This window comes from Sinorhizobium sp. FG01 (assembly GCF_002531875.1).
GTDB lineage: Bacteria > Pseudomonadota > Alphaproteobacteria > Rhizobiales > Rhizobiaceae > Sinorhizobium > Sinorhizobium fredii_C.
On record NZ_NWTB01000003.1, the window covers coordinates 104,200 to 124,350 of the forward strand.

Annotated in this window: 19 protein-coding genes; 8 read left to right on the forward strand and 11 right to left on the reverse strand. The window is 63.6% G+C overall.

All coding sequences use genetic code 11. The annotated features are described in order from the left end of the window. Nucleotides 1-67: 67 nt before the first annotated feature. The 6 genes from purB to CO656_RS03265 form a co-directional block, all read right to left on the reverse strand. Nucleotides 68-1,375 carry an adenylosuccinate lyase gene (gene purB, locus CO656_RS03240; RefSeq protein WP_097524791.1) on the reverse strand — a complete coding sequence of 436 codons (1,308 nt, stop codon included), beginning with the start codon at nucleotides 1,373-1,375 and terminating at the stop codon, nucleotides 68-70. Nucleotides 1,376-1,444: 69 nt separating this feature from the next. Then, a complete protein-coding gene (locus CO656_RS03245) occupies nucleotides 1,445-1,984 on the reverse strand; it encodes a hypothetical protein (RefSeq protein ID WP_179864690.1) in 540 nt (179 codons plus the stop codon). Then, nucleotides 1,981-2,724, reverse strand: a complete 744-nt coding sequence (locus CO656_RS03250; RefSeq protein ID WP_097524793.1) for a DUF2259 domain-containing protein — start codon at nucleotides 2,722-2,724, stop codon at nucleotides 1,981-1,983. The genes CO656_RS03245 and CO656_RS03250 overlap by 4 nt, the downstream gene beginning before the upstream one ends. Then, complete coding sequence (rpe, locus tag CO656_RS03255; protein WP_097524794.1) at nucleotides 2,721-3,398, reverse strand: ribulose-phosphate 3-epimerase; 678 nt, start codon at nucleotides 3,396-3,398, stop codon at nucleotides 2,721-2,723. The genes CO656_RS03250 and rpe overlap by 4 nt, the downstream gene beginning before the upstream one ends. A 73-nt stretch (nucleotides 3,399-3,471) precedes the next feature. Further along, nucleotides 3,472-4,482, reverse strand: coding sequence for a P1 family peptidase (locus CO656_RS03260; protein ID WP_179864691.1), 1,011 nt, complete (start codon nucleotides 4,480-4,482; stop codon nucleotides 3,472-3,474). Further along, nucleotides 4,479-5,567 (reverse strand): branched-chain amino acid ABC transporter substrate-binding protein, encoded by a 1,089-nt coding sequence (locus CO656_RS03265; protein WP_097524796.1) that lies wholly within the window; start codon nucleotides 5,565-5,567, stop codon nucleotides 4,479-4,481. Before CO656_RS03265 ends, CO656_RS03260 begins: the two co-directional genes overlap by 4 nt. A 160-nt stretch (nucleotides 5,568-5,727) precedes the next feature. On the opposite strand from CO656_RS03265, the gene CO656_RS03270 reads away from it, so the two are divergent. The 7 genes from CO656_RS03270 (at nucleotide 5,728) to CO656_RS03300 (ending at nucleotide 11,528) form a co-directional block, all read left to right on the forward strand. Beyond that, nucleotides 5,728-6,255: a flavin reductase family protein gene (locus CO656_RS03270; RefSeq protein WP_037422072.1), complete on the forward strand. Its 528-nt coding sequence runs from the start codon at nucleotides 5,728-5,730 to the stop codon at nucleotides 6,253-6,255. 23 nt (nucleotides 6,256-6,278) lie between these two features. Next, the gene (locus tag CO656_RS03275; RefSeq protein ID WP_097524797.1) at nucleotides 6,279-7,208 is read left to right on the forward strand and encodes a MoxR family ATPase; all 930 of its coding nucleotides are present in this window, start codon (nucleotides 6,279-6,281) and stop codon (nucleotides 7,206-7,208) included. Between the two features lie 4 nt (nucleotides 7,209-7,212). Next, nucleotides 7,213-8,481 (forward strand): VWA domain-containing protein, encoded by a 1,269-nt coding sequence (locus CO656_RS03280; RefSeq protein ID WP_097524798.1) that lies wholly within the window; start codon nucleotides 7,213-7,215, stop codon nucleotides 8,479-8,481. A gap of 71 nt (nucleotides 8,482-8,552) precedes the next feature. Beyond that, nucleotides 8,553-8,885 carry an XdhC family protein gene (locus CO656_RS03285; protein WP_097524799.1) on the forward strand — a complete coding sequence of 111 codons (333 nt, stop codon included), beginning with the start codon at nucleotides 8,553-8,555 and terminating at the stop codon, nucleotides 8,883-8,885. Nucleotides 8,886-8,889: 4 nt separating this feature from the next. Next, nucleotides 8,890-9,594, forward strand: a complete 705-nt coding sequence (locus tag CO656_RS03290) for an XdhC family protein (protein ID WP_097524800.1) — start codon at nucleotides 8,890-8,892, stop codon at nucleotides 9,592-9,594. Next, a complete protein-coding gene (locus CO656_RS03295) occupies nucleotides 9,591-11,207 on the forward strand; it encodes a molybdopterin-binding/glycosyltransferase family 2 protein (RefSeq protein ID WP_097524801.1) in 1,617 nt (538 codons plus the stop codon). Before CO656_RS03290 ends, CO656_RS03295 begins: the two co-directional genes overlap by 4 nt. Before the next feature lie 3 nt (nucleotides 11,208-11,210). Then, complete coding sequence (locus tag CO656_RS03300; RefSeq protein WP_037422091.1) at nucleotides 11,211-11,528, forward strand: TfoX/Sxy family protein; 318 nt, start codon at nucleotides 11,211-11,213, stop codon at nucleotides 11,526-11,528. A 16-nt stretch (nucleotides 11,529-11,544) separates the two neighbouring features. Here CO656_RS03300 and CO656_RS03305 read toward each other — a convergent pair whose 3' ends face one another. From CO656_RS03305 to CO656_RS03325, 5 genes are all read right to left on the reverse strand, one after another. Further along, complete coding sequence (locus CO656_RS03305) at nucleotides 11,545-11,952, reverse strand: NUDIX domain-containing protein (RefSeq protein WP_037422094.1); 408 nt, start codon at nucleotides 11,950-11,952, stop codon at nucleotides 11,545-11,547. Between the two features lie 10 nt (nucleotides 11,953-11,962). Further along, the gene (locus tag CO656_RS03310) at nucleotides 11,963-13,468 is read right to left on the reverse strand and encodes a DEAD/DEAH box helicase (RefSeq protein WP_097524802.1); all 1,506 of its coding nucleotides are present in this window, start codon (nucleotides 13,466-13,468) and stop codon (nucleotides 11,963-11,965) included. Between the two features lie 195 nt (nucleotides 13,469-13,663). After that, complete coding sequence (locus CO656_RS03315) at nucleotides 13,664-14,998, reverse strand: M23 family metallopeptidase (RefSeq protein WP_097524803.1); 1,335 nt, start codon at nucleotides 14,996-14,998, stop codon at nucleotides 13,664-13,666. A 92-nt stretch (nucleotides 14,999-15,090) separates the two neighbouring features. Next, on the reverse strand, nucleotides 15,091-15,918 hold the full coding sequence (locus tag CO656_RS03320; protein ID WP_037422101.1) for a ferritin-like domain-containing protein: 828 nt from the start codon (nucleotides 15,916-15,918) through the stop codon (nucleotides 15,091-15,093). Nucleotides 15,919-15,922: 4 nt separating this feature from the next. Continuing rightward, the gene (locus CO656_RS03325; protein WP_097524804.1) at nucleotides 15,923-16,399 is read right to left on the reverse strand and encodes a peroxiredoxin; all 477 of its coding nucleotides are present in this window, start codon (nucleotides 16,397-16,399) and stop codon (nucleotides 15,923-15,925) included. 350 nt (nucleotides 16,400-16,749) lie between these two features. Between CO656_RS03325 and CO656_RS03330 the strand changes: the two genes are divergently transcribed. Then, nucleotides 16,750-20,136: an AsmA-like C-terminal region-containing protein gene (locus CO656_RS03330; protein ID WP_097524805.1), complete on the forward strand. Its 3,387-nt coding sequence runs from the start codon at nucleotides 16,750-16,752 to the stop codon at nucleotides 20,134-20,136. The last annotated feature ends 15 nt before the right edge of the window (nucleotides 20,137-20,151 follow it).

Below are 20,151 nucleotides of genomic sequence, written 5' to 3' on the forward strand. Positions count from 1 at the left end.
ATCGGCCGCATTTGAAGCAAGCGCTCAAATGCGGGCCGATCCGAGGCATTCTTGAGTGGGACGCGGTTCAGACCGTCCCGAAAACCCGGCGGAAAATCGTGTCGACATGCTTGGTGTGATAGCCGAGATCGAACTTCTCGCGAATGTCCTCTTCTGAGAGCGCCGCACGGACTTCCTGGTCCGCCAAGAGTTCCTCCAGGAAGTCTTTGCCTTCCTCCCAGACCTTCATGGCGTTCCGCTGGACGAGCCGATAGGCGTCCTCGCGAGAGACGCCGGCCTGGGTAAGGGCGAGAAGTACCCGCTGCGAATGAACAAGTCCGCGGAACTTGTTCATGTTCTTCAACATGTTGTCCGGGTAGACGAGCAGCTTGTCGATAACCCCGGTCAACCGCGCCAGCGCGAAATCGAGCGTCACCGTCGCGTCCGGCCCGATCATCCGTTCGACCGAGGAATGCGAGATATCGCGCTCATGCCAGAGCGCCACGTTTTCCATGGCCGGAACGACAAAGGCGCGGACCATGCGGGCAAGGCCGGTCAGATTCTCCGTCAGCACCGGATTGCGCTTGTGCGGCATAGCCGAGGAGCCCTTCTGGCCGGGCGAGAAATATTCCTCCGCCTCCAGCACCTCGGTGCGCTGCAAGTGGCGGATTTCCGTTGCAAGCCGCTCGATCGACGAGGCGATGACGCCAAGCGTAGCGAAGTACATGGCGTGGCGGTCGCGCGGGATCACCTGGGTGGAGACCGGCTCGGGCCTCAGGCCGAGCGCCTCTGCGACATGTTCCTCGACGCGCGGATCAATATTCGCGAAGGTGCCGACGGCACCGGAGATGGCGCAGGTGGCAATCTCTTCACGGGCGGCGAGCAGGCGCTCCTTGCAGCGGTCGAATTCCGCATAGGCAAGCGCCAGCTTGACGCCGAAGGTCGTCGGCTCCGCATGAATGCCATGCGAGCGGCCGATCGTCACCGTATCCTTGTGTTCGAAGGCGCGGCGCTTCAGCGCCTCGAGCAGCCTGTCGAGGTCGGCGAGCAGGAGGTCCGTGGCACGGACGAGCTGCACGTTGAAGCAGGTGTCGAGCACGTCCGACGAAGTCATTCCCTGGTGGACGAAGCGGCTGTCCGGACCGACGAATTCGGCAAGATGCGTAAGGAAGGCGATTACGTCGTGCTTGGTGACGGCTTCAATTTCATCGATGCGCGCCACATCGAACTCGGCCGCGCCGCCCTTTTCCCAGATGGTCTTGGCCGCTTCCTTCGGGATCACGCCGATTTCGGCGAGAGCGTCGCAGGCATGCGCCTCGATCTCGAACCAGATGCGGAACTTCGTTTCCGGCGACCAGATGGCCACCATTTCCGGCCGGGAGTAACGGGGGATCATGGGCTCTATGCTTTCATCGTCAGTGGAGGATGGCTGTGCCTCTATCAAAGATGGGACAGAAGCTCAACGCTATTGCCGCCGAGCAAGTCCGAGGCTCGCCAGCAGGAGGGCGAGCGCCCCGAAGGGCAGGTATAGCCTGATCCCCAGCACCAGAAATTGGTAGAACGCTGAGGCCGACGTGAACAGCGCCTGATAGAACCAGATGCGGGATCCAGTCGTCGCATGCCACTGCGCATAGAAGAGCCGGTAATCCAGGGCGAAGAGCAGCCCCGTCAGTCCGACGGTTCCGGCGATCAGGCTCAGGAGATAGGCAGCAAAGCGCGTTTCGATGCCGCGGCCCTCTGCCATGCAGCGGCCACCGAAAAGCGAAAGCGGCCAGGCGATGAGGCCGCCGAAAGCGTAGAGCAGCAGAATGCTTTCGAGGTGGAACGTCGCGTCATGCTCGCGCAGCCAAAGCGCGTACCAGGCGGAAAATGCCATCGCCAGAGCCCAGGCGGGAGCACCGAGGAAGGTTTCTCGCCAGGGCGGGATGGCACGACGGATGCGCCCACGTTTCGAGCGGCTGCCAGGACCGGCGACATTCCCCCCGGCGGCCGGCTGCTCGTTCATCGCCCGGGCCAGAACGGCACCGCGATCCAGCGCCCATCGGTCGTGCCTTCGAAGCCAAGGGATTTGACGAGGACCATGACGACATGCGCCTGCACGCCGTCGTCATCGACGTGAGTCACCACCCCGCCGATCCGGTAGCCGGTCGGGCAGCGGCGGCTTTCCGGAATGCGGCTATCATCCTGCAGCACCTCGGATACGGGCTTTCCGGCTTTCTCCGTCATGACGAGGCGGAAGCCTTTGACGTCTTTCAGGAGGTCCTTGCAGATGCCCTCGGCTGCCAAGCTCTTTTCTTCAAGCTGCAACTCGTAGGTCTTGCGGAACGGCGGATCGGCTGGGAATGCATCGTAGCGTAGCCTGTGGTCCGCCGTGTCCGGCTCCGTCACTGGATTGTAGGCGGCGAGTAGTCCGGGCGTGTCGAGAAGGCGGTAGGCGTCGATCAGCGGCGCCGCGCGCCGGTGCGCGTCTCGGCGAGCGCGGGGAAGGGCTCCGTTATCCTCCTCCACACGGGCGCGTACGGGCGCGCCGGGCAGGAACGTGTCGGTCTGAGTGTCGAGGACATAGATAGACGAATAGGGAAAGCCGGAGCCGTCCTGTATGCCATATTCCTCGAAGCCGAAGACCTTGCCGTCCGAAGAGAAGCCGATTGGCTGAAGGCTGGCATAGTCGCCGGCGATCGCGGGCGGAGCGGCAATCACCTCAGCAATCAGAACTGCAGCCGCGATCGCTGCCCGCAAGCTCATCGCCGACCCTTCTCGGCCGGCGTGCGGATCGCCTCGATGGCGGCGCGGTAGGCGTCGACGGAGTCGCCCTTGAAGATCGCCGAGCCGGCGACCAGCACGTTGGCGCCGGCCCCTGTGACGATGCCGGCGGTCTCGGGCGTGATGCCGCCATCCACCTCGATTTCGATCGGCCGATTGCCGACCATTTTCTTGATGCGGCGGATCTTCTCTTCCATCGCGGCGATGAACTTCTGACCGCCGAAGCCCGGATTGACCGTCATCACCAGGATGAGATCGACAGTATCGAGGACGTATTCGAGGGCGCTTTCGGGAGTCGCGGGGTTGAGCGAGACCCCGGCCTTCTTGCCGAGTGCCTTCACCATCTGCAGGGAACGATGCAGATGCGGGCCTGCCTCGGCATGGACAGTCAGGATATCGCATCCGGCCTTGGCAAACGCTTCGAGAAATGGATCGGCCGGCGCGATCATCAGATGGCAATCGAAGGTCGCGTCCGTGTAGGGGCGCAGCGACTTGATGACGTCGGGTCCGAAGGTGATGTTCGGCACGAAATGCCCGTCCATGACGTCGAGGTGGATCCAATCGGCGCCGGCATCGACGACGTCGCGGACCTCCTGGCCCAGTTTGGAGAAGTTGGCCGCCAGGATCGATGGGGCAATGCGAATGGGGTGGGTCATGAACAGCCTCCGGTCTTTCCCGCGCCCATAGCATTCCGCGACCGGCCGAACAACATGCGAAGGCAGGCCTTCGTCATAGGGCCAATGCCGACCAGGCCGGTTTGATATCGCTCGCGGCCGGTATGGCATCGTGGACGCCCCGCGCGATCGCCCGGGCCATTGTCGCCGCCGCGGCGGCGCCGAGGTCGATGAAATCCTCCAGAAGCAGCGTCTTGCCGGTGGCGCCCGTCGAGAGCGCGAAAACGAGGTCGCCGTCAAGCGGTGTATGGGACGGCCACAGCGCTCGGGAGAAGCCGTCATGGGCGGCAATCGCCAGGCGTTTCGCCTCGGCCTTCGAGAGGACCGCATCCGTGGCGATGACGGCAATCGTTGTGTTGGCGGCTACTGCCTCTCGCTCCCGGAACTTGAGCCGCGGCTGCGCCGCATCCTGCGGCCAGGGAGACGGCATACCGAGCCCACCGAATTCGCCATCCAGTTCAAATGGGGCAGCCCAGAAATGGCGGGTGTCGCCGATGGTTGCCGAGCCGAGCGCGTTGACGGCGACAAGGGCACCGACGGTGATGCCATTTGCGAGGACGGTCGAGGCGGAGCCGAGGCCGCCCTTGAAAGTGGCCGTGAGTGCTCCCGTTCCGGCGCCGGCACTGCCGGTCGCGAAGGTCTCGGCCGCGGCGCGTGCCGCGTCATAGCCGAGGTCGCGATAGGGTGAGAATTGCCCCCAATCCTTATCTCCGCCATTCATCAGGTCGAAGAGGATTGCCGCCGGAACGATCGGGATCCGGTGCGGGCCGACGGGAAAGCCGCGTCCCATTTGCCGCAATGCAGCCTGAGCGCCCGAGGCCGCGTCCAGCCCGAAGGCTGAGCCGCCGGAAAGTACGATTGCGTCGACCGCCTGGACCGTATTGTGCGGGGCGAGGAGATCGGTCTCACGCGTTCCCGGTGCGCCGCCCAGGACCTGAACCGCGGCGGTGGCCGGCGGGTCGCAAAGTACGGCCGTGACGCCGGATTTCAGCCGGTGATCCTCGGCGTTGCCGACCAGGATCCCCGCGACGTCGGTGATCAGATTGGTCGGTCCCTTCCGCATCACTCGGCCTTGCCTGCATCGGGCGCGTCCACGAAGCGGCCGTCCCGCCATTGCATCAGCCGGTAGGGGCTTTCGGCCCGTTCATGGCTGCCGTTGAAGCCGATCGGCCCGAGGACGGTCGCGTAGGGGCCCTTCGAAAGAGCGTCCAGAACAGCCTTGTCATCCTTCTCCGCTTGATCCTTCGCCTGCTCGAGAAGCGACACGGCTGCAAAGGCGGGGAGAACGTAACCATCTGGTTCAATCCTGGCGGCGCGCATTGCCGTGACGACCGGTGCTGCTTCGCTCGACCGGGCGGGATCCGGAATGGTAACGGCCAGCACGCCATTTTCCAGCGGCACGTCCAGATCCGCGGCGTTCAGCGTATCGCCGCCAAGCAAGGTTATCGAAACATACTCCGCCTTCGCGTCGCGGGCGATGACGGCCGTGTCGTTGCGGTCGCCGCCGGTGAACACATGCGTCGCGCCGCTTTTCGCCAGGCGCCGAACGAGACTCACCTGCTGTTCCTGCGCCGGCCGGTAGGTGTCGGTGAAGACAGGGGTGATACCGATCTCCGCAAGGGCGTTACGGACGCTTTCGACAAGTTCGCGGCTGTGAATCGTTCCGTCGTCGATGAGGGCCAGCGGCTTGTCCCTCCAGTTCGTCACGATCGCATCGGTGATCGCCGCGGCCTCGGCCTTGCCGCTCGGTGCCAGGCGGAAGAGCGGCCATTTCTTCTTGAGGGCGTCCTCGATGAGAATGTCCGAGCGCACGCTAAGCGTGATGGCGGGTATCCCGGCCACGGCCAGCGCCGGCAGAGCTGCTTCCAGGCTCTCGGTGCAGAGAAAGCCGATCGCCGCCTCGGCACCGCTGGCCAGCAGCGCCTTCGTCAACGCCTCGCCGCCTGCCGGATCGCAGCTTTCTGCGATGGGAACGATCTCGCTTCCCCGGTCGCCTGCCTGGAAGGCGGCGCCATCGGTGATCTGCTTGCCGAGCGCCGCAAACGGTCCGTCGGCGGGAGCGACGACGGCAATCTTCAGGCCGGCGGCAAGCGCGGGAGAAGTCAGCGTCAGCGCGGCGACGAAAAGGGTCGTACCAATTGATTTCAGCATGTTTTTTCCCGCTATCGCACGTCCTGTTTTAAGGAAGTGGCTCAACTCGTCAAAGGAAAAGATGCTGGCAGGAACGGGGGATCGCCCGATCTGCGTCATGCGTATGCGCTGATCGGCAAGATTCTCGGTCGGCCTAGTTTCATATTCCTTGCGACAGTCTATGTATGTGCGAGATACCGATCCGGAGCGTGATGTGTTGGAGAAGACCCGGCTGGACCCGATAAGCTACCGCGATACGATGAGCCGCCTGTCTCATCACGTGCAGTTGATCACCGCAGCGGATAGTGACGAGCGGCGCGGCGTTACCATCACTGCCTCCTGTTCGGTATCGGACGAACCTCCGACGATCCTTGCCTGCCTCAATGCGGCAAATCCCCGCAACGATATCTTTTTCCGCAACGACAGTTTTGCACTGAACGTCCTGGGCAGGCAGCATCTCGCCTTGGCCCATGCTTTTTCCGGACGCGATCAACTCGAGATGGAGCGCCGATTTGCCCTCGGCCGCTGGACGCAGCTTGCGACCGGGGCGCCAATTCTCGCCGACGCCATCGCCGCCTTCGATTGCCGTCTGATCGAAGTGAAGATCATGGCTACCCACGCGATACTCTTCGGCGAGGTGGTCGACGTACGGATCGGCGAAAAGACACCACCGCTCATTTATGTGGACCGGGGATACCGCACGCTATAATTTTCCTCGGCAGAGGAGCGAACATGGCGAGACACGAGACAGGCAGAACGCCCCAGTCCATCGACGAGACGATGGCGCTGCTGGAATCGGAGAACTATCTCGCCGGAACCGCTCTCGCCACCGTTCTTTTCCTGGCACTCAGAATGAAGCGCCCGCTCTTTCTCGAAGGAGAAGCCGGGGTCGGCAAGACCGAAATCGCCAAGGTGCTCTCCCGCTCGCTCGATCGACCGCTGATCCGGCTGCAATGCTATGAAGGACTCGACGTCGCCTCCGCCGTCTATGAATGGAACTACCCGGCGCAAATGCTGGAAATCCGCCTTTCGGAGGCCGCAGGCATGGTCGACCGGCAAAGGGTGGAAAGCGACATTTTCTCGGAACGCTTCCTCATCCGGCGTCCGGTGCTTCAGGCGATCTCGGCGAATGCCGGCCGCGCGCCGGTGTTTCTGATCGACGAGCTCGACCGCACCGACGAGGCCTTCGAGGCTTTCCTCCTCGAGGTTCTTTCGGACTTCCAGGTGACCATTCCCGAGCTTGGAACGATCCGCGCCGAGGAGCCGCCGATCGTCATCATCACCACCAACCGGACGCGCGAAATCCACGACGCCTTGAAGCGCCGCTGCCTCTATCATTGGGTCGACTATCCCCGCGCGTCACAGGAGCTGGAGATCATCCGGCGCAAGGTGCCGGGCTGCAATGCGACGCTCTCCCGGGAGATCGTCGCTTATGTCCAGAAGCTCCGGACGGTCGATCTCTTCAAGAATCCCGGCGTCGCGGAGACGATCGACTGGGCGACGGCGCTGACCGAGCTCGATGCGCTGGCGCTCGATCCGGAGACCCTCGCCGATACGCTTGGAACGCTGCTCAAGTATCAGGATGACATCTCCCGGATAGAGGGCGCTGAAGGGCGCAGGTTGCTCGAAGAGGTCAAGCGCGAACTTTCGGCTGAGGGCTGACACCATGACGGGCGCGCCGGATGCCGCGGGAGTAAGCCATCGCCCGGACCGCGGGCAGTTTGCCGACAACATTGTCTTCTTCGCCCGGGCGCTGCGACGGGCAGGCATGCGGATCGGTCCGGGCGCGATTGCGGACGCCATCGAAGCGGTCGGCGCAATCGGCATCGGATCGCGCCCGGAGTTCTACGCCGCGCTGCAATGCACGCTGGTGAAGAGGCACGAGGACCAGCCGCTCTTTGATGAAGCGTTCCGCCTGTTCTGGCGCAAGCGCGATCTCGTCCGCAAGATGATCGCGCTATTGTCGCCCGTCGCCCCTGCACGCGTAAGAGATGATCGGCGGCGGCGAGCCGGCGAGGCACGCCTTAGCGAAGCGCTCCTGAGCGGCCGGGACGACACTCGACAGGCTCAGGAGGAGGAGCAGATCGAGATCGACGCGCGCTTCACCGCCTCAGGCCGGGAGCTCTTTCGCAAGGCGGATTTTGCGCAGATGACGGCCGCAGAAATCGCCGAGGCGCGTAGGGCGATGTCGTCGCTGCTCCTGCCCTTCGATCGGGTCAAGACACGGCGCTTCCGCCCGTCCCATCGGCCGGCCCGGATCGATCCGCGCGCGACCATGCGCGATGCCATGCGGCTCGGCGGCGAGTTCATCCAGCCTCGCTTCCGGGAGCCGCGTCTCAGGCATCCGCCGCTCGTCGTGCTTGCGGATATTTCGGGCTCGATGACGCAGTATACGCGGGTGTTCCTGCATTTCCTGCATGCACTGACAGAAGAGCGCCACCGCGTTGAGACTTTTCTCTTCGGCACGCGGCTGACGAACGTCACCCGCCAAATGCGCAATCGTGATCCCGACGAGGCGCTCGACGAATGCGTCGCTGCGGTCAAGGACTGGTCGGGCGGTACCCGCATCGGCGAAACGCTGCAGGAGTTCAACCGTCGTTGGTCTCGGCGTGTCCTGGGACAGGGCGCTATCGTCCTCTTGATGACCGACGGCCTCGAGCGTGACGACACGGTGCAACTTGAGATCGAGATGGATCGCCTGCATCGCTCCTGCCGCCGACTGATCTGGCTCAATCCGCTGCTCCGCTTCGAGGGCTTCGAGGCGCGGGCCCGCGGTGTCAGGGCAATGCTGCCGCATGTCGATGAATTTCGGACCGTGCACAATCTGGAATCCGTCGAAGAACTGGTAAAGTCCCTGTCCGGCGAGCGGAGGCGCGACGCCGACCCACGGCGCTTCCTTGATCCATGGCGAGCCGCGCTCCGGCCTGCGACTTGAAGCGATGAGATGGGTTGAACTGCGCTTAGATCATCATGATCTAAGAGGGGACCAGCGGGAGTACCAACAATATGACGAACGAAGCGAAGATGCTCGACCCGTTGGAGATTGCCGAGGCATGGCACAGGAAAGGCCGGGCCGTGGCATTGGCGACGGTCATCGAGACCTGGGGCTCCGCGCCCCGCGCAGTCGGCAGCCATCTGGTCATTGACGGCGAGGGCAATTTCGAAGGCTCTGTGTCCGGCGGTTGCGTCGAAGGCGCCGTCGTCAGCGAAGCGGCCGACGTGATCGCGTCAGGCGTCTCGAAGGTTCTCGAATTCGGCGTCGCCGACGAAACGGCATGGCGGGTCGGCCTATCCTGCGGCGGCCGGATCCGGGTCTATGTTGAGCGAATAGACGGCTGAGACCATGCAACTGTCCACTCTTGAGAAGCTGAACGAGGCGCGGTCGGCACGGCGGCCCGCCGTGGTCGTCAATGATATTTCGAGCGGCCGCGCGCAGGCCTTCATCGAGGGCGAAGCATTCCCGGCCGAATGGGAGGCCGCCATCTCTGAAACGCTTCGGTCGGGTCGTCCCAAACTTGCGACGCTCGACGACCAACCCGCCTTCATCAACGTCTACCTGCCGCCGCCGCGCTTGGTTGTCATCGGCGCCGTCCATATCTCCCAGGCGCTTGCGCGGCTGGCGCCGGTCGCCGGCTTCGACATGACCATCATAGACCCGCGCACCGCCTTCGCGACGGCGGAGCGCTTCCAGGACATCGAGCTTCTGGCGGATTGGCCGGAAGATGTTCTGCCGACGCGACCGCTCGACCGCTATACGGCCCTGGCCGCCGTCACCCACGACCCGAAGATCGACGACTATCCGATCCGGGCCGCCCTCGAGGCGGGCTGCTTCTATGTCGGCGCGCTCGGCAGCCGCAAGACCCATGCGGCGCGCGTCGAGAGATTGCGGTCGGCGGGCGTCTCGCAAGAGGAAATCGGCCGCATCAGGGCGCCGATCGGCCTTGATATCGGCGCGGCGAGCCCCGCCGAAATCGCCGTCGCCGTCCTTGCGCAAATCATCGGCGCCCTCCGCCATCGCGATCCCGAAGAACAGGGGCACGCAACATGAGGTTTGGTCCTGTGCCGCTTGCGCAAGCGGAAGGCGCAATTCTGGCGCACTCCGTCAAAACAGAGGCAGGCAAGCTGGCGAAAGGCCATCGCCTGAGCCCGGATGATCTCGCCATGCTTGACGACGCCAATATCCGGGAAGTCATCGTTGCCCGACTGGATTTCGACGATCTCACGGAAGATGAGGCCGCGACTCGGATCGCCGCCGCCATCGCCCCGGACCATCTGCGTTTCTCGCCAGCCGCGACCGGCCGCGTCAATGTGTATGCGACAGCGCCGGGCCTTTTCGTCGCAAATGATACCATTGTCGATCAAGTGAACCGCATTGATCCGGCGATCACGCTTGCCTGTCTTGCCGACCATGTCCCCGTCAGTGCGGGTGACATGGTGGCGACGATCAAGATCATTCCACTGGCGGTGGCGGGACATTTCGTCGAGCAAGCAGTTGCCGTGCTTCGCGCCGGCCCCGCCTTTGAAGTAAAACCCTTTGTGCCGCGACGCGCCGCCTTGATCGCAACCGAATTGCCGTCGCTGAAGCGCCAGGTAATGGACAAGACGCGTGCTGTGCTGGCGGCGCGGCTCGCTCAATCCGGCAGCAGCTTGGACACGGAGCGTCGTCTCCCTCACACCGAGACGGCCGTCGCCGGGGCGATTGCCGAACTTAAGGCTTCACACGACCTGCTGATCGTCTTCGGCGCTTCGGCCGTCGCCGACCCTGAAGATGTGGTGCCGGCCGCGATCCGGCGCGCCGGCGGGACCGTCGAGCACGTCGGCATGCCCGTCGACCCGGGCAATCTGCTCGTTCTTGGCCGCCTGGGCGAAATCCCCGTCATCGGTGCACCCGGCTGCGCCCGCAGCCCGAAGGAAAATGGCTTCGACTGGATCCTCGACCGGCTGCTCGCCGGCGAGTGGCCGAGCCCGGCCGACATTACCGGACTCGGCGTCGGTGGTTTGCTGAAGGAGATCCCGGCGCGGCCGCAGCCGCGGGAAGCAGCAGTCAGGCCGCAGCCCGGTCCGGTCGCGATCGTCGTGCTGGCTGCCGGCCGGGCAAGCCGGATGGGACCCGCAGGGCGGCACAAACTTCTTGCCGAATTCGATGGCGTGCCGCTCGTTCGCCGCTCAGTCGAGATGGCACTGGCCGGCGGCAAAGGCAAGGTCGTGGTGGTCACCGGCTACCGCGAGGGCGAGATCCGGGCTGCACTATCCGGCCTGCCGGTGACGTTTGCCTCGAACCCCGACTACGAGAGCGGCATGGCGTCGTCGCTCATTGCAGGTCTGTCGGCCGCGGGAGCGGACGCGGGCGGCATGCTGGTGATGCTGGCAGACATGCCGGGTGTCACGTCGGAGCATCTCGCAACGATGATTGCGGCTTTCGACGGTGAATCGGGCAGTGCCGTCGTGCGAGCGGTTTCCGAGGGACAGCGCGGAAATCCGGTCATCCTGCCGCGATCCACCTTCGCGGCGGTACGGCACCTCGTAGGCGATGTGGGGGCGAGGGATATAATCGAAAGCTGTGGTCTTCCGGTGATCGATGTTGAACTGGGCGCCGCCGCGCGCCTCGATGTCGATACGCCCGAAGCAGTCCTGGCCGCCGGCGGCACATTGAAGGAGTGAGCGATGGACAATCCCGCGATCGAGGAGATGTTTCAGACATTGGGTCCGATCAGCATTCGCCGCATGTTCGGCGGCAAGGGCATCTATTGCGATGGCGTCATTCTCGCCGTCGAGGTCGACGGGGAGATCCTTCTGAAGGGTGACGCCGAAACGGCTCTGCAGCTGGAGGAGGCCGGCGCCCGGCAATGGGCCTATGACGGCAAGGGCAAGCCGGTGAAAATGCCCTATTGGAGCATTCCTGATTCGGCCTATGACGATCCGGACGAGATGGCCCGCTGGGTGAAGCTGGCCTATTCAGCCGCGCTCAGGGCGAAGAAGTGAGTGCGCGGAACAAGCCTTACCCAAGCGCGCGCACGGCATCCGCCGCGAAGCGGGATAGTGGCTGGGGCAGGGCGGTAAGATCGAACCAGCCTATGTGGGAAAGCTTGTCCGGTTCGGTGAGGCGCGGCTCGCCGGAAAAATCATCCGTCGCATAGATCAGCGAGATCCAGTGCTGCCGGTCGGCCTCGATCATCTGCTCGCTGATGCAGAGAAACCGCGTCGAACGGATCGAGAGGCCGCTTTCCTCTTCCGCTTCCCGGCGTGCGGCATCCTCCGCGCGCTCCATGTGGTCGACCTTGCCGCCGACGATGCTCCAGTGGCCGGCCTCCGGTGCCTTCAGGCGCCGGCAGAGAAGGATCTTGCCGTCCCGCAAAATCGCGAGCCCGCAGCCGAGGCCCGGAAAATCGATGCCGGGGAATGCCATGGAGCGACTGTCACGCCTTGCCGGCGATCAGCATGAAGGCTGGAATCTCGTCGCCGAAGCCGACAGGCGTCGGGCCATCGTCATGATCGCGGCGGTTGCGGTGACGACGATCGCGATTGTCGTCATTGGCGGCGTTCTGCGCTCGGCCCGGACGATCGTTGCGGCTCGCATGGCTCTGCCTGTTGTCGGCACTACGTTCCGGTTTCACCGCTTCCGCCCTTTCCGCGACTGGTTCGAATTCGGTCACATTATCGACACGGGCCGTATCGGATTTATGATCGCCGCGCGCCCGGCCAGCGCGTTCCACATCTTTTTTGCGATCCCTGCGGCCGTCGCGGCCGCGCTCGCGCCGGCTGTCATGGCTTTCCATCGGCTCGGGCAGTTCGGAAAGGTCTCCGTTCATCCACTCGACCTTCTGGCCGATCAGTTTCTCGATGGCGTCGGAGAACTTCGTGTCGCGTTTCGTCACGATCGTGAAGGAGGCGCCGGAGCGTCCCGCCCGGCCGGTACGGCCGATGCGGTGCACATAGTCTTCCGCGTGGATCGGCACATCGAAATTGAACACGTGGCTGACGTCCGGAATGTCGAGCCCGCGCGCCGCGACGTCCGAAGCAACGAGCAACTGGATATTGCCGTCCTTGAAGCTGGCCAGCATCGCCATGCGAGAGCGCTGGTCCATGTCGCCGTGCAGTGCACCAACCGAGAAGCCATGGCGGTCGAGCGAGCGGAAGAGCTCGGCGACGTCCTTCTTGCGGTTGCAGAAGATGATCGCGTTCTTGAGTTCGCCCTGAGCGCGTATGAGATCCCGCAGCACGGCGCGCTTTTCGTAATCCTTTCCGTGCGCGGCGACGAAGCGCTGCGTCACGGTGATTGCCGCCGAGGCAGGGCGGGCGACTTCCACCCGCTCAGGGTTCTGCAGGAACCGGTCGGCAAGCTTCTGGATTTCCGGCGGCATGGTTGCTGAGAAGAACAGCGTCTGCCGGGTGAAGGGAATAAGCTTCGCGATCCGCTCGATATCCGGGATGAATCCCATGTCGAGCATGCGATCGGCCTCGTCGATAACGAGGATTTCCACGCCGGTCATCAGCAGCTTGCCGCGCTCGACATGATCGAGCAGGCGGCCGGGCGTGCAGATCAGAACGTCGGCGCCGCGCTCGAGCTTGCGGTCCTGCTCGTCGAAGGAGACGCCGCCGATCAAGAGCGCAATATTGAGCTTGTGATTCTTGCCGTACTTGTCGAAGTTCTCTGCAACCTGCGCCGCAAGCTCACGGGTAGGCTCCAGGATCAAGGTGCGCGGCATGCGTGCACGCGCGCGGCCCTTTTCCAGGAGCGTCAACATCGGCAGCACGAAGGACGCCGTCTTGCCCGTGCCGGTCTGCGCGATGCCGAGGATGTCGCGACGCTGAAGGGCCGGCGGAATGGCGCCTACTTGGATCGGTGTCGGCGTTGTGTAGCCCGCGTCAGTAACAGCGGAGAGAACTTTTTGGCTCAGGCCAAGGTCAGCAAAATTGGTCAAAGGGGAATCTGTTTCCGTTCCGGTTCAATAGAACACTGATCGATCGATGGAAAATCACCATCCTGTGGCGGCGCTCTTAAGACGAAAGGCGCCGAAAGTCAAGAAATCCAGCACGTTGACCCTTCGCACCGTAAATGGATGCGAATCTTTTGCTTTTCTTGTCAACGGCCGACCGCGTCGACGGCGATTTATGCGTTAGTTCAGATAGCCGGCGAGCCTTGTACCGGCGCGTAGGAAGCGCATCGGATCGACGGCCAGGCCGTTCAGCCGGACCTCGTAGTGCAGGTGCGGACCCGTCGACCGTCCCGTGCTGCCTGATTGGGCGATAACCTGATCGGTTTCGACCCGATCTCCGACATGCACGAGGATACTGGCGAGGTGCGCATAACGCGTCGAGACGCCGTTTCCATGGTCGATCTCGATCATGTTGCCGTAGCCGCCCGCGTGCCCGGCGGTCGTCACGGTTCCCGCTGCGGTCGAGCGAATGCGTGTGCCGGTCGCGGCGCGGAAGTCGATTCCGGCGTGGAGCGCCAATCGTCCGAGAAACGGATCCAGACGATTTCCGAAACTGCTGGTGACGTCGCTGGCCGGCGCGGGGCTTTCGAGAGGGAGCTTTCGCGCAGCGTTGCGGGTCTCCTCCAGACCGACAAGGGCGCTGTCGAGCGTGGCGAGCGACCGCTCGAAGTCGTCGTGGCTCTGCGGCTCGATATAGGGGCCGCCGACCGCCGTTCCATCGGGCGAAGCCGCAGCGGTGGAACTGGCGACGGCCTTCGGAGCCGGAAGAACGACGCCTGTACGCTCGACGATCGTCCGGATCGCTTCGGAGGTTGTCTGTGCCTTGCTCGTCAATTGCAGCACATGGGCCATCTGGTCGCGTTCGACGTCTTTCAGCGAGAGGGTCACCTTTGAAAAGATGCGATCCGTTCGATCCGAGATCGTTTCCCCTTGGCCGTTCGACTGCGCTTGCGGCGCATAGCCCAGTGCCAAGGCCCGTGCCGGTACCACGGCCTTCTTTGCCGCGATGCCCATGATCTCTTCGATCGCCTTGATCCCGCCTGGCGCCTCGGCGCGATCCCCGTAGGCGAGGGGCTCGGCCTCCGGCAGTGCTGCCGCGTCTCCGCCCGTCGGCGGTTCGGCGTTCTCTGCCAATGTGCCGAGCCTGCCGCTGCGAGAGGCAAGCTCCAATTGCTGCTGCAGGAGCTTGTCGACCTTTTCTTCGACGATCTGCTGGTCCAGCAACTGCCGGCTCGTCACACGATCGACCTGCGCGCGAAGCGCCGTGATTCGGTCCTCGTATTCATGCTGCATGCGCGCCTGGCGCGCGATCGTGCCGCCGATCAGATCGTCGCGCAGCACGAGATAGGTGGTCGCGGCGAGATAGCCGATGCCGAAGATGCCGATGAGCGACGTGACGCCGGCGGCCATCCAGGGCCGGATCGTCATGTGACGAACCCTGTCTCCGCTCGCGAGAATCAGAACGTGACTTTCACTGCGTTTGCCGAACCCCCGGTTTTCCGGACGAATAGACACCCCGTCACCCCCGCCAGATGCGACCCAAACTCGCGTTTTGCCCCAAGGGTGATTACACTTTATTAGGGTTAATAAAGTGTTGGTGTTTTTCGTCAGATGTTGGTGGAGGCCGTCATCGATCGGTAGAACGACGGCGTCAGGCCGGCCTCGGCGCGCGCCACGTCGTTGAAGGGCGCCTTCAGCGGCCCGCGGAAATTCGCACGCACCAGTGCCTGGAACGTGGCGGCCGGGTCCTTCTTCTGCCTCGCGCAGAGGAAGCGGAACCATTTCGCGCCGACCGCGACGTGGCCCTTCTCGTCCTCATAGATGACGTCGAGAACGGCAGCGCTTTGATGATCGCCGGTCTCGCGCATCTTCGCCTGCAGCGCCGGAGTGACGTCCAAGCCGCGCGCCTCGAGGATGAGCGGCACGACGGCCAGCCGGGCGGTCAGATCGTTGCGCGTGTCGTGGGCCGCCTGCCACAGTCCGTCGTGGGCGGGCAGGTCGCCATAGTCCGCGTCCAGATCGTTGAGCCTCTGCCGCACCAGGCGAAAATGCTTGGCCTCCTCGAACGCGACCTGCATCCATCCATCGAAAAAGGATTGCGGCACGGGCTCAGTGGCGAAGCGCGCGACGATATCGAGCGCGAGATCGACGGCATTCAGTTCGATATGGGCAATGGCGTGAAGGAGGGCGATTCGGCCCTTCAATGAGCCGAGGGAACGCCGCTTGACCTGCGTCGGCGGCGTGAGGATGGGCCTTTCCGGCCGCCCAGGCCTTGCGGGCACCGGCCGATCGAGCGGCGAGCGCAGGGAGAGCGTTCGCGCCTGCCAGCGGCGTGCGGCCTCCTGCGCGAGTTCCGTTTTGACGGTCAGGTCGCTTGCACGGATCGCTTCCACAGCGGCACCGCGCAGGCTGGTAAATTGCGGCAGCACAGCCATCAGTTCAGGCAGTGCGGAGAGTTTTCGCCGCGGCGAGAACTTCCTCGGCGTGTCCCGCAACTTTAACCTTTTCCCAGACGCGGCTGATGATGCCGGCTGCATCGATCAGATAGGTTGTCCGTTCGACACCCATATACTTCCGGCCATACATGCTTTTTTCCGCCCACACACCGTAGGCGTTGACGACGGCCTTGTCTTCGTCCGCCGCGAGCGCGACAGCGAGGTCGTGCTTCTTGGCAAAGCGGTCATGGCTCTTGACCGAGTCGGGCGAGATGCCGATCAGCGCGACACGGGCCGCGGTGAATTCCTTAGAGAGACCGGAAAACGATATCGCTTCGACGGTGCAGGTCTTGGTGTCGTCCTTGGGATAGAAGAACAACACCACCGGCTTGCCGCGAAGCGCGGACAATGAAATCGAGCCGCCGCCGTCGCGGGCGAGCTCGAAATCCGGAGCAGGATCGCCGGGCCGCAAAGGTGCCATGTTTAAGCCTTTCTTACGCCAAGTTTTATCGACATTTCGCACATAGGGGATACCCAAGTTCGTCGGGGTCCGTCCAGTGCGTTTGCGGCTGCTTTGACAGCTGTCCGACGGCTCTTGTGGCTACGAGCCATAATGAATGCCATGTCGCAAGACAAAGGCCGCGCCTGGATCGAGCATCTTCGGATGCCAGGGATGGCCGTCGCGCGCTTTCCACAAGCAACCACAGCGAAGCGTGGTGACTTGGTCCGGCGATTTGTGATCTACAGGATAGGAACGACCCCGGGCGTACACGATGTCTGTCCGGATAGGAAGAATGCAATGCAGCAAGCAGGTGGAGGAAACCCGCGCCGATGAGTGACATCCGCGGCGAAAGGGTTTGCTTTCGCAAGGAAGACATCGTCGCACTGGACGCGCTTCCCTCGGCCCAGGCCCACGACCCGGTCCTCGTGCACACCCACGTCTCGGGTGGCATGCTGCGTCTCTTCGCCAAGCTTCTGCTCTGCTGTTTGCTTGTCGTCTTCGTCGCAGTTGCCTCGCTCGTCGCGGTGATCGAGAGCGGCCTAGTCGACGGTCCTCTGAATGCCCGCGCGCGCACGGCGCTCAACACCGCCCTTGGCGCCAACTACAAGGCGGATGTCGAAAGCACGGTTGTCCGTCTCACCGGTCGCGGGGCGCTGGCGCTGAAGGCGCGCGGCGTCACGTTGAACGACAATGCCTCCGGGCGCCCGGTCGCCAAGCTGGCGGCAGTCTCGATCGCGCTCGATCCCCTTGCGCTGATGACCGGCCGCATCGCCGTGTCGCGGCTGGAGGCGGAGGGCGGCGAGCTCGATACCGGCCTCTTGCCGCGCGGCGAGCCCATAGACCTCACGGCGATTCGCATTGCCGACACCGGCACGGCTCTCGAAAAGCTGTTCACCCATATCGACGCCATGTCGCGGCTGACCGCGCGAAGTTCGACGAGGACCGTTCAGCTTTCGAATCTGAGCCTGTCGATGGCGGGGACCCGCGGCCGGATCGTTCCGATCGATGTCAGGACGCTGGCCTTCGCGCGCAATGACGACGGCTCCATCCGCGTCGACGGCTCCGTTGCCATAGACGGCAAGGAGGCGCAGCTCGAGGCGAGGGCCTACGGCCAGGGCGACAGCATCGCCGGCATCGAGGCGGTTTTCACCTCCCTGCCGCTCTCGCCCTTTCTCTATCACGGCAAGTCCGGCAGCGAAGAAGCCTTCGGAATTGATGCTTCGGCCGAGGTCAGCTTGAAGGCAACCCGTGCAGCGGTGGGCGCCACTCCGGCTTTGACGGTCGGCATCAGAACGTCTGAAGGGGCGTTTCATGCCGGAGGACTAGTCTCGGCGCTCAGGCCGTCGGAACTGAACGCCTCTTACGACTTCGACCGCTCTTCGGTCGAGATCCTTCCGTCAGCGGTCAAGATCGGACGCTCGGTTTTTCCCTTTACCGGCGCCTTGATCGACCTCGACAAGGTTTCCGAAGGAAGCCAGCCGGGCTTTGCCGTCGACCTGCTGTTGAAAGACGCGAGCTCCGCCCCGGAAGACATGCAGGAACGGCCGCTCTCCTTCGACGCCAAGGCGAATGGCCGATTCGAGACCGGTAGCCATCGGCTGATCTTCGATGAGCTGGCAATCTCCAGTCCGCTGGGGTCCATGGCGGGTTCGCTCGCGGTCGCCTTCGGCGACACCTCGCCCCAGATCAACTTCGCCGCGGTGAGCGATCGGATGCAGCCGACGGCGGTCAAGCAATTATGGCCCTGGTGGGTGGCCAAGGGTGCGCGGCGATGGGCGATCGGCAATCTCTTCGGCGGGACGGTGTCGGATGCGCAGATAGAGGTCTCCATCCCGGAGGGCAGAATTGCCGGCAGCGATGGCGAATTGAAGCTCAATGAAAACGAGCTCAATATCAACTTCTCGATCGACAACACGCGAATCAACATCGCCGGCGAAATTCCGCCGCTGCGCGACACCTCCGGGCACTTCGAATTGCGTGGCGAGCGAATGACGGTCCAGGTTGGCCGCGGGGCCGCCTTTTTCCCCTCCGGCCGGTCCGTGGCGCTGAACGGCGGCGACTTCGTGATTCCGGATGTCTACAGCAAACCGCTGATGGCGGAAATGAAGATCGAGGTGGGCGGCGAGGCCGACTCCATTGCCGAGCTTGTCAGCTACAAGCCGATCCGGGCGTTACAGAAGACGCCCTTCCTGCCCGAGGATTTCACCGGACCGATGACGGCATTGGTCGGAGCCCGCTTCGGACTGATTTCAAATCAGAACCCGCCGCCGCCCTTGTGGCAGGCGGAAATGCAATTGCAGAAGGTGACGATAAACCGGCCGATTTCCGGCCGCGAAATCGCCGATCTGTCCGGAACCATGCGGATCGACAACACCCGAGCGGTTCTCGATGCCGATGCCCTGATCGATGGCGCAGAAATGCGCATTGCGCTGACCGAACCAGTAGATACAAAGGCGAATGTGACGCGGACACGGGAGATCTCCGGAACCCTCGACGACGCGGCGCGGCGCAAGATCGCCCCTGCCTTGTCCGGCATCGTCAGCGGGCCGGTCAGCGTGGAAGTGTCGCTTTCGGATGACGGCAGCCAGTCTGTGAAAGCCGATCTCGGAAAGGCGGCTCTGTCGCTGCCGTGGATCGGCTGGAGCAAAGGCGCCGGCATTGCGGCCAATGCGGAATTCACGGTGAGGAAAAGCGAAGCGCTCACGGAGATAAGTGATTTCAGCATAAAGGGTGACGGATTTGGTGCGGGTGGCAATCTCCGCGTCGACGACGGCGGCCTCGCATCGGCCCGATTGCATGACGTGCGCCTGGCGGCAGGAGACGATTTCGCCGTGACGGTCGAACGGGCCAAAGGCGGTTATGTGGTCGCCCTCACCGGTTCTTCCGCGGATATCAGATTGCCCCTGGCGCGGGCGAAGAGCGAATCCGGCTCCGGAGACGATGGCAATGTAAGGATCAGCGCCCGGCTCGACCGCGTCGTCGGCTTCAATGGTGAGGTCTTTTTCAATGTGAGATTCTCCCATTCTGCCCGCGGTCAAGAAATCGACGATATCGATCTGTCGGCGCTAACCGCAAGCGGGCAGGCGGTGGTCGCCAGACTGGTGAAAGAGGGGCCGGACAACACGTTGGAGCTGACGACGACCGACGCCGGCGCTCTCGGGCGCTTCACCGATATCTATCGAAACATGCGCGGCGGCCTGTTGAACCTGCGGCTCCGGGACCGCGGCGCCAGATCTTGGCGCGGCACTGTCGATCTGCGGAAATTTTCGCTCGTTGGCGAACAGAAGCTGCAGTCGATGGTCTCGACGCCGGCCGGCCAGGATGGCCGCAGCCTAAATCAGGCGGTGCGCAGGGATATCGACGTGAGCACGGCCCGTTTCGAGCGAGGCTTCGCCCAGCTCCTCCTCGATCGCGGCGTCATCCGGGTCGACAGCGGCGTGCTGCGCGGGCTCGATGTCGGTGCCACCTTCCAGGGCACGGTCCGCGACAGAAACGGCCGCATGGACATGACCGGCACCTTCATGCCGGCCTATGGCATCAACCGGTTGTTCGGCGAGTTGCCGCTGATCGGCGTCCTGCTCGGTAACGGTCGCGACCGCGGCCTTCTCGGCATCACCTTCAAACTGACCGGACCCTTCAACCAGCCGAATCTGACGATCAATCCGCTGTCGCTCATCGCCCCGGGCGTGTTCCGCAGCATTTTCGAGTTTCAATGAAAAAGGCCGGCGCAG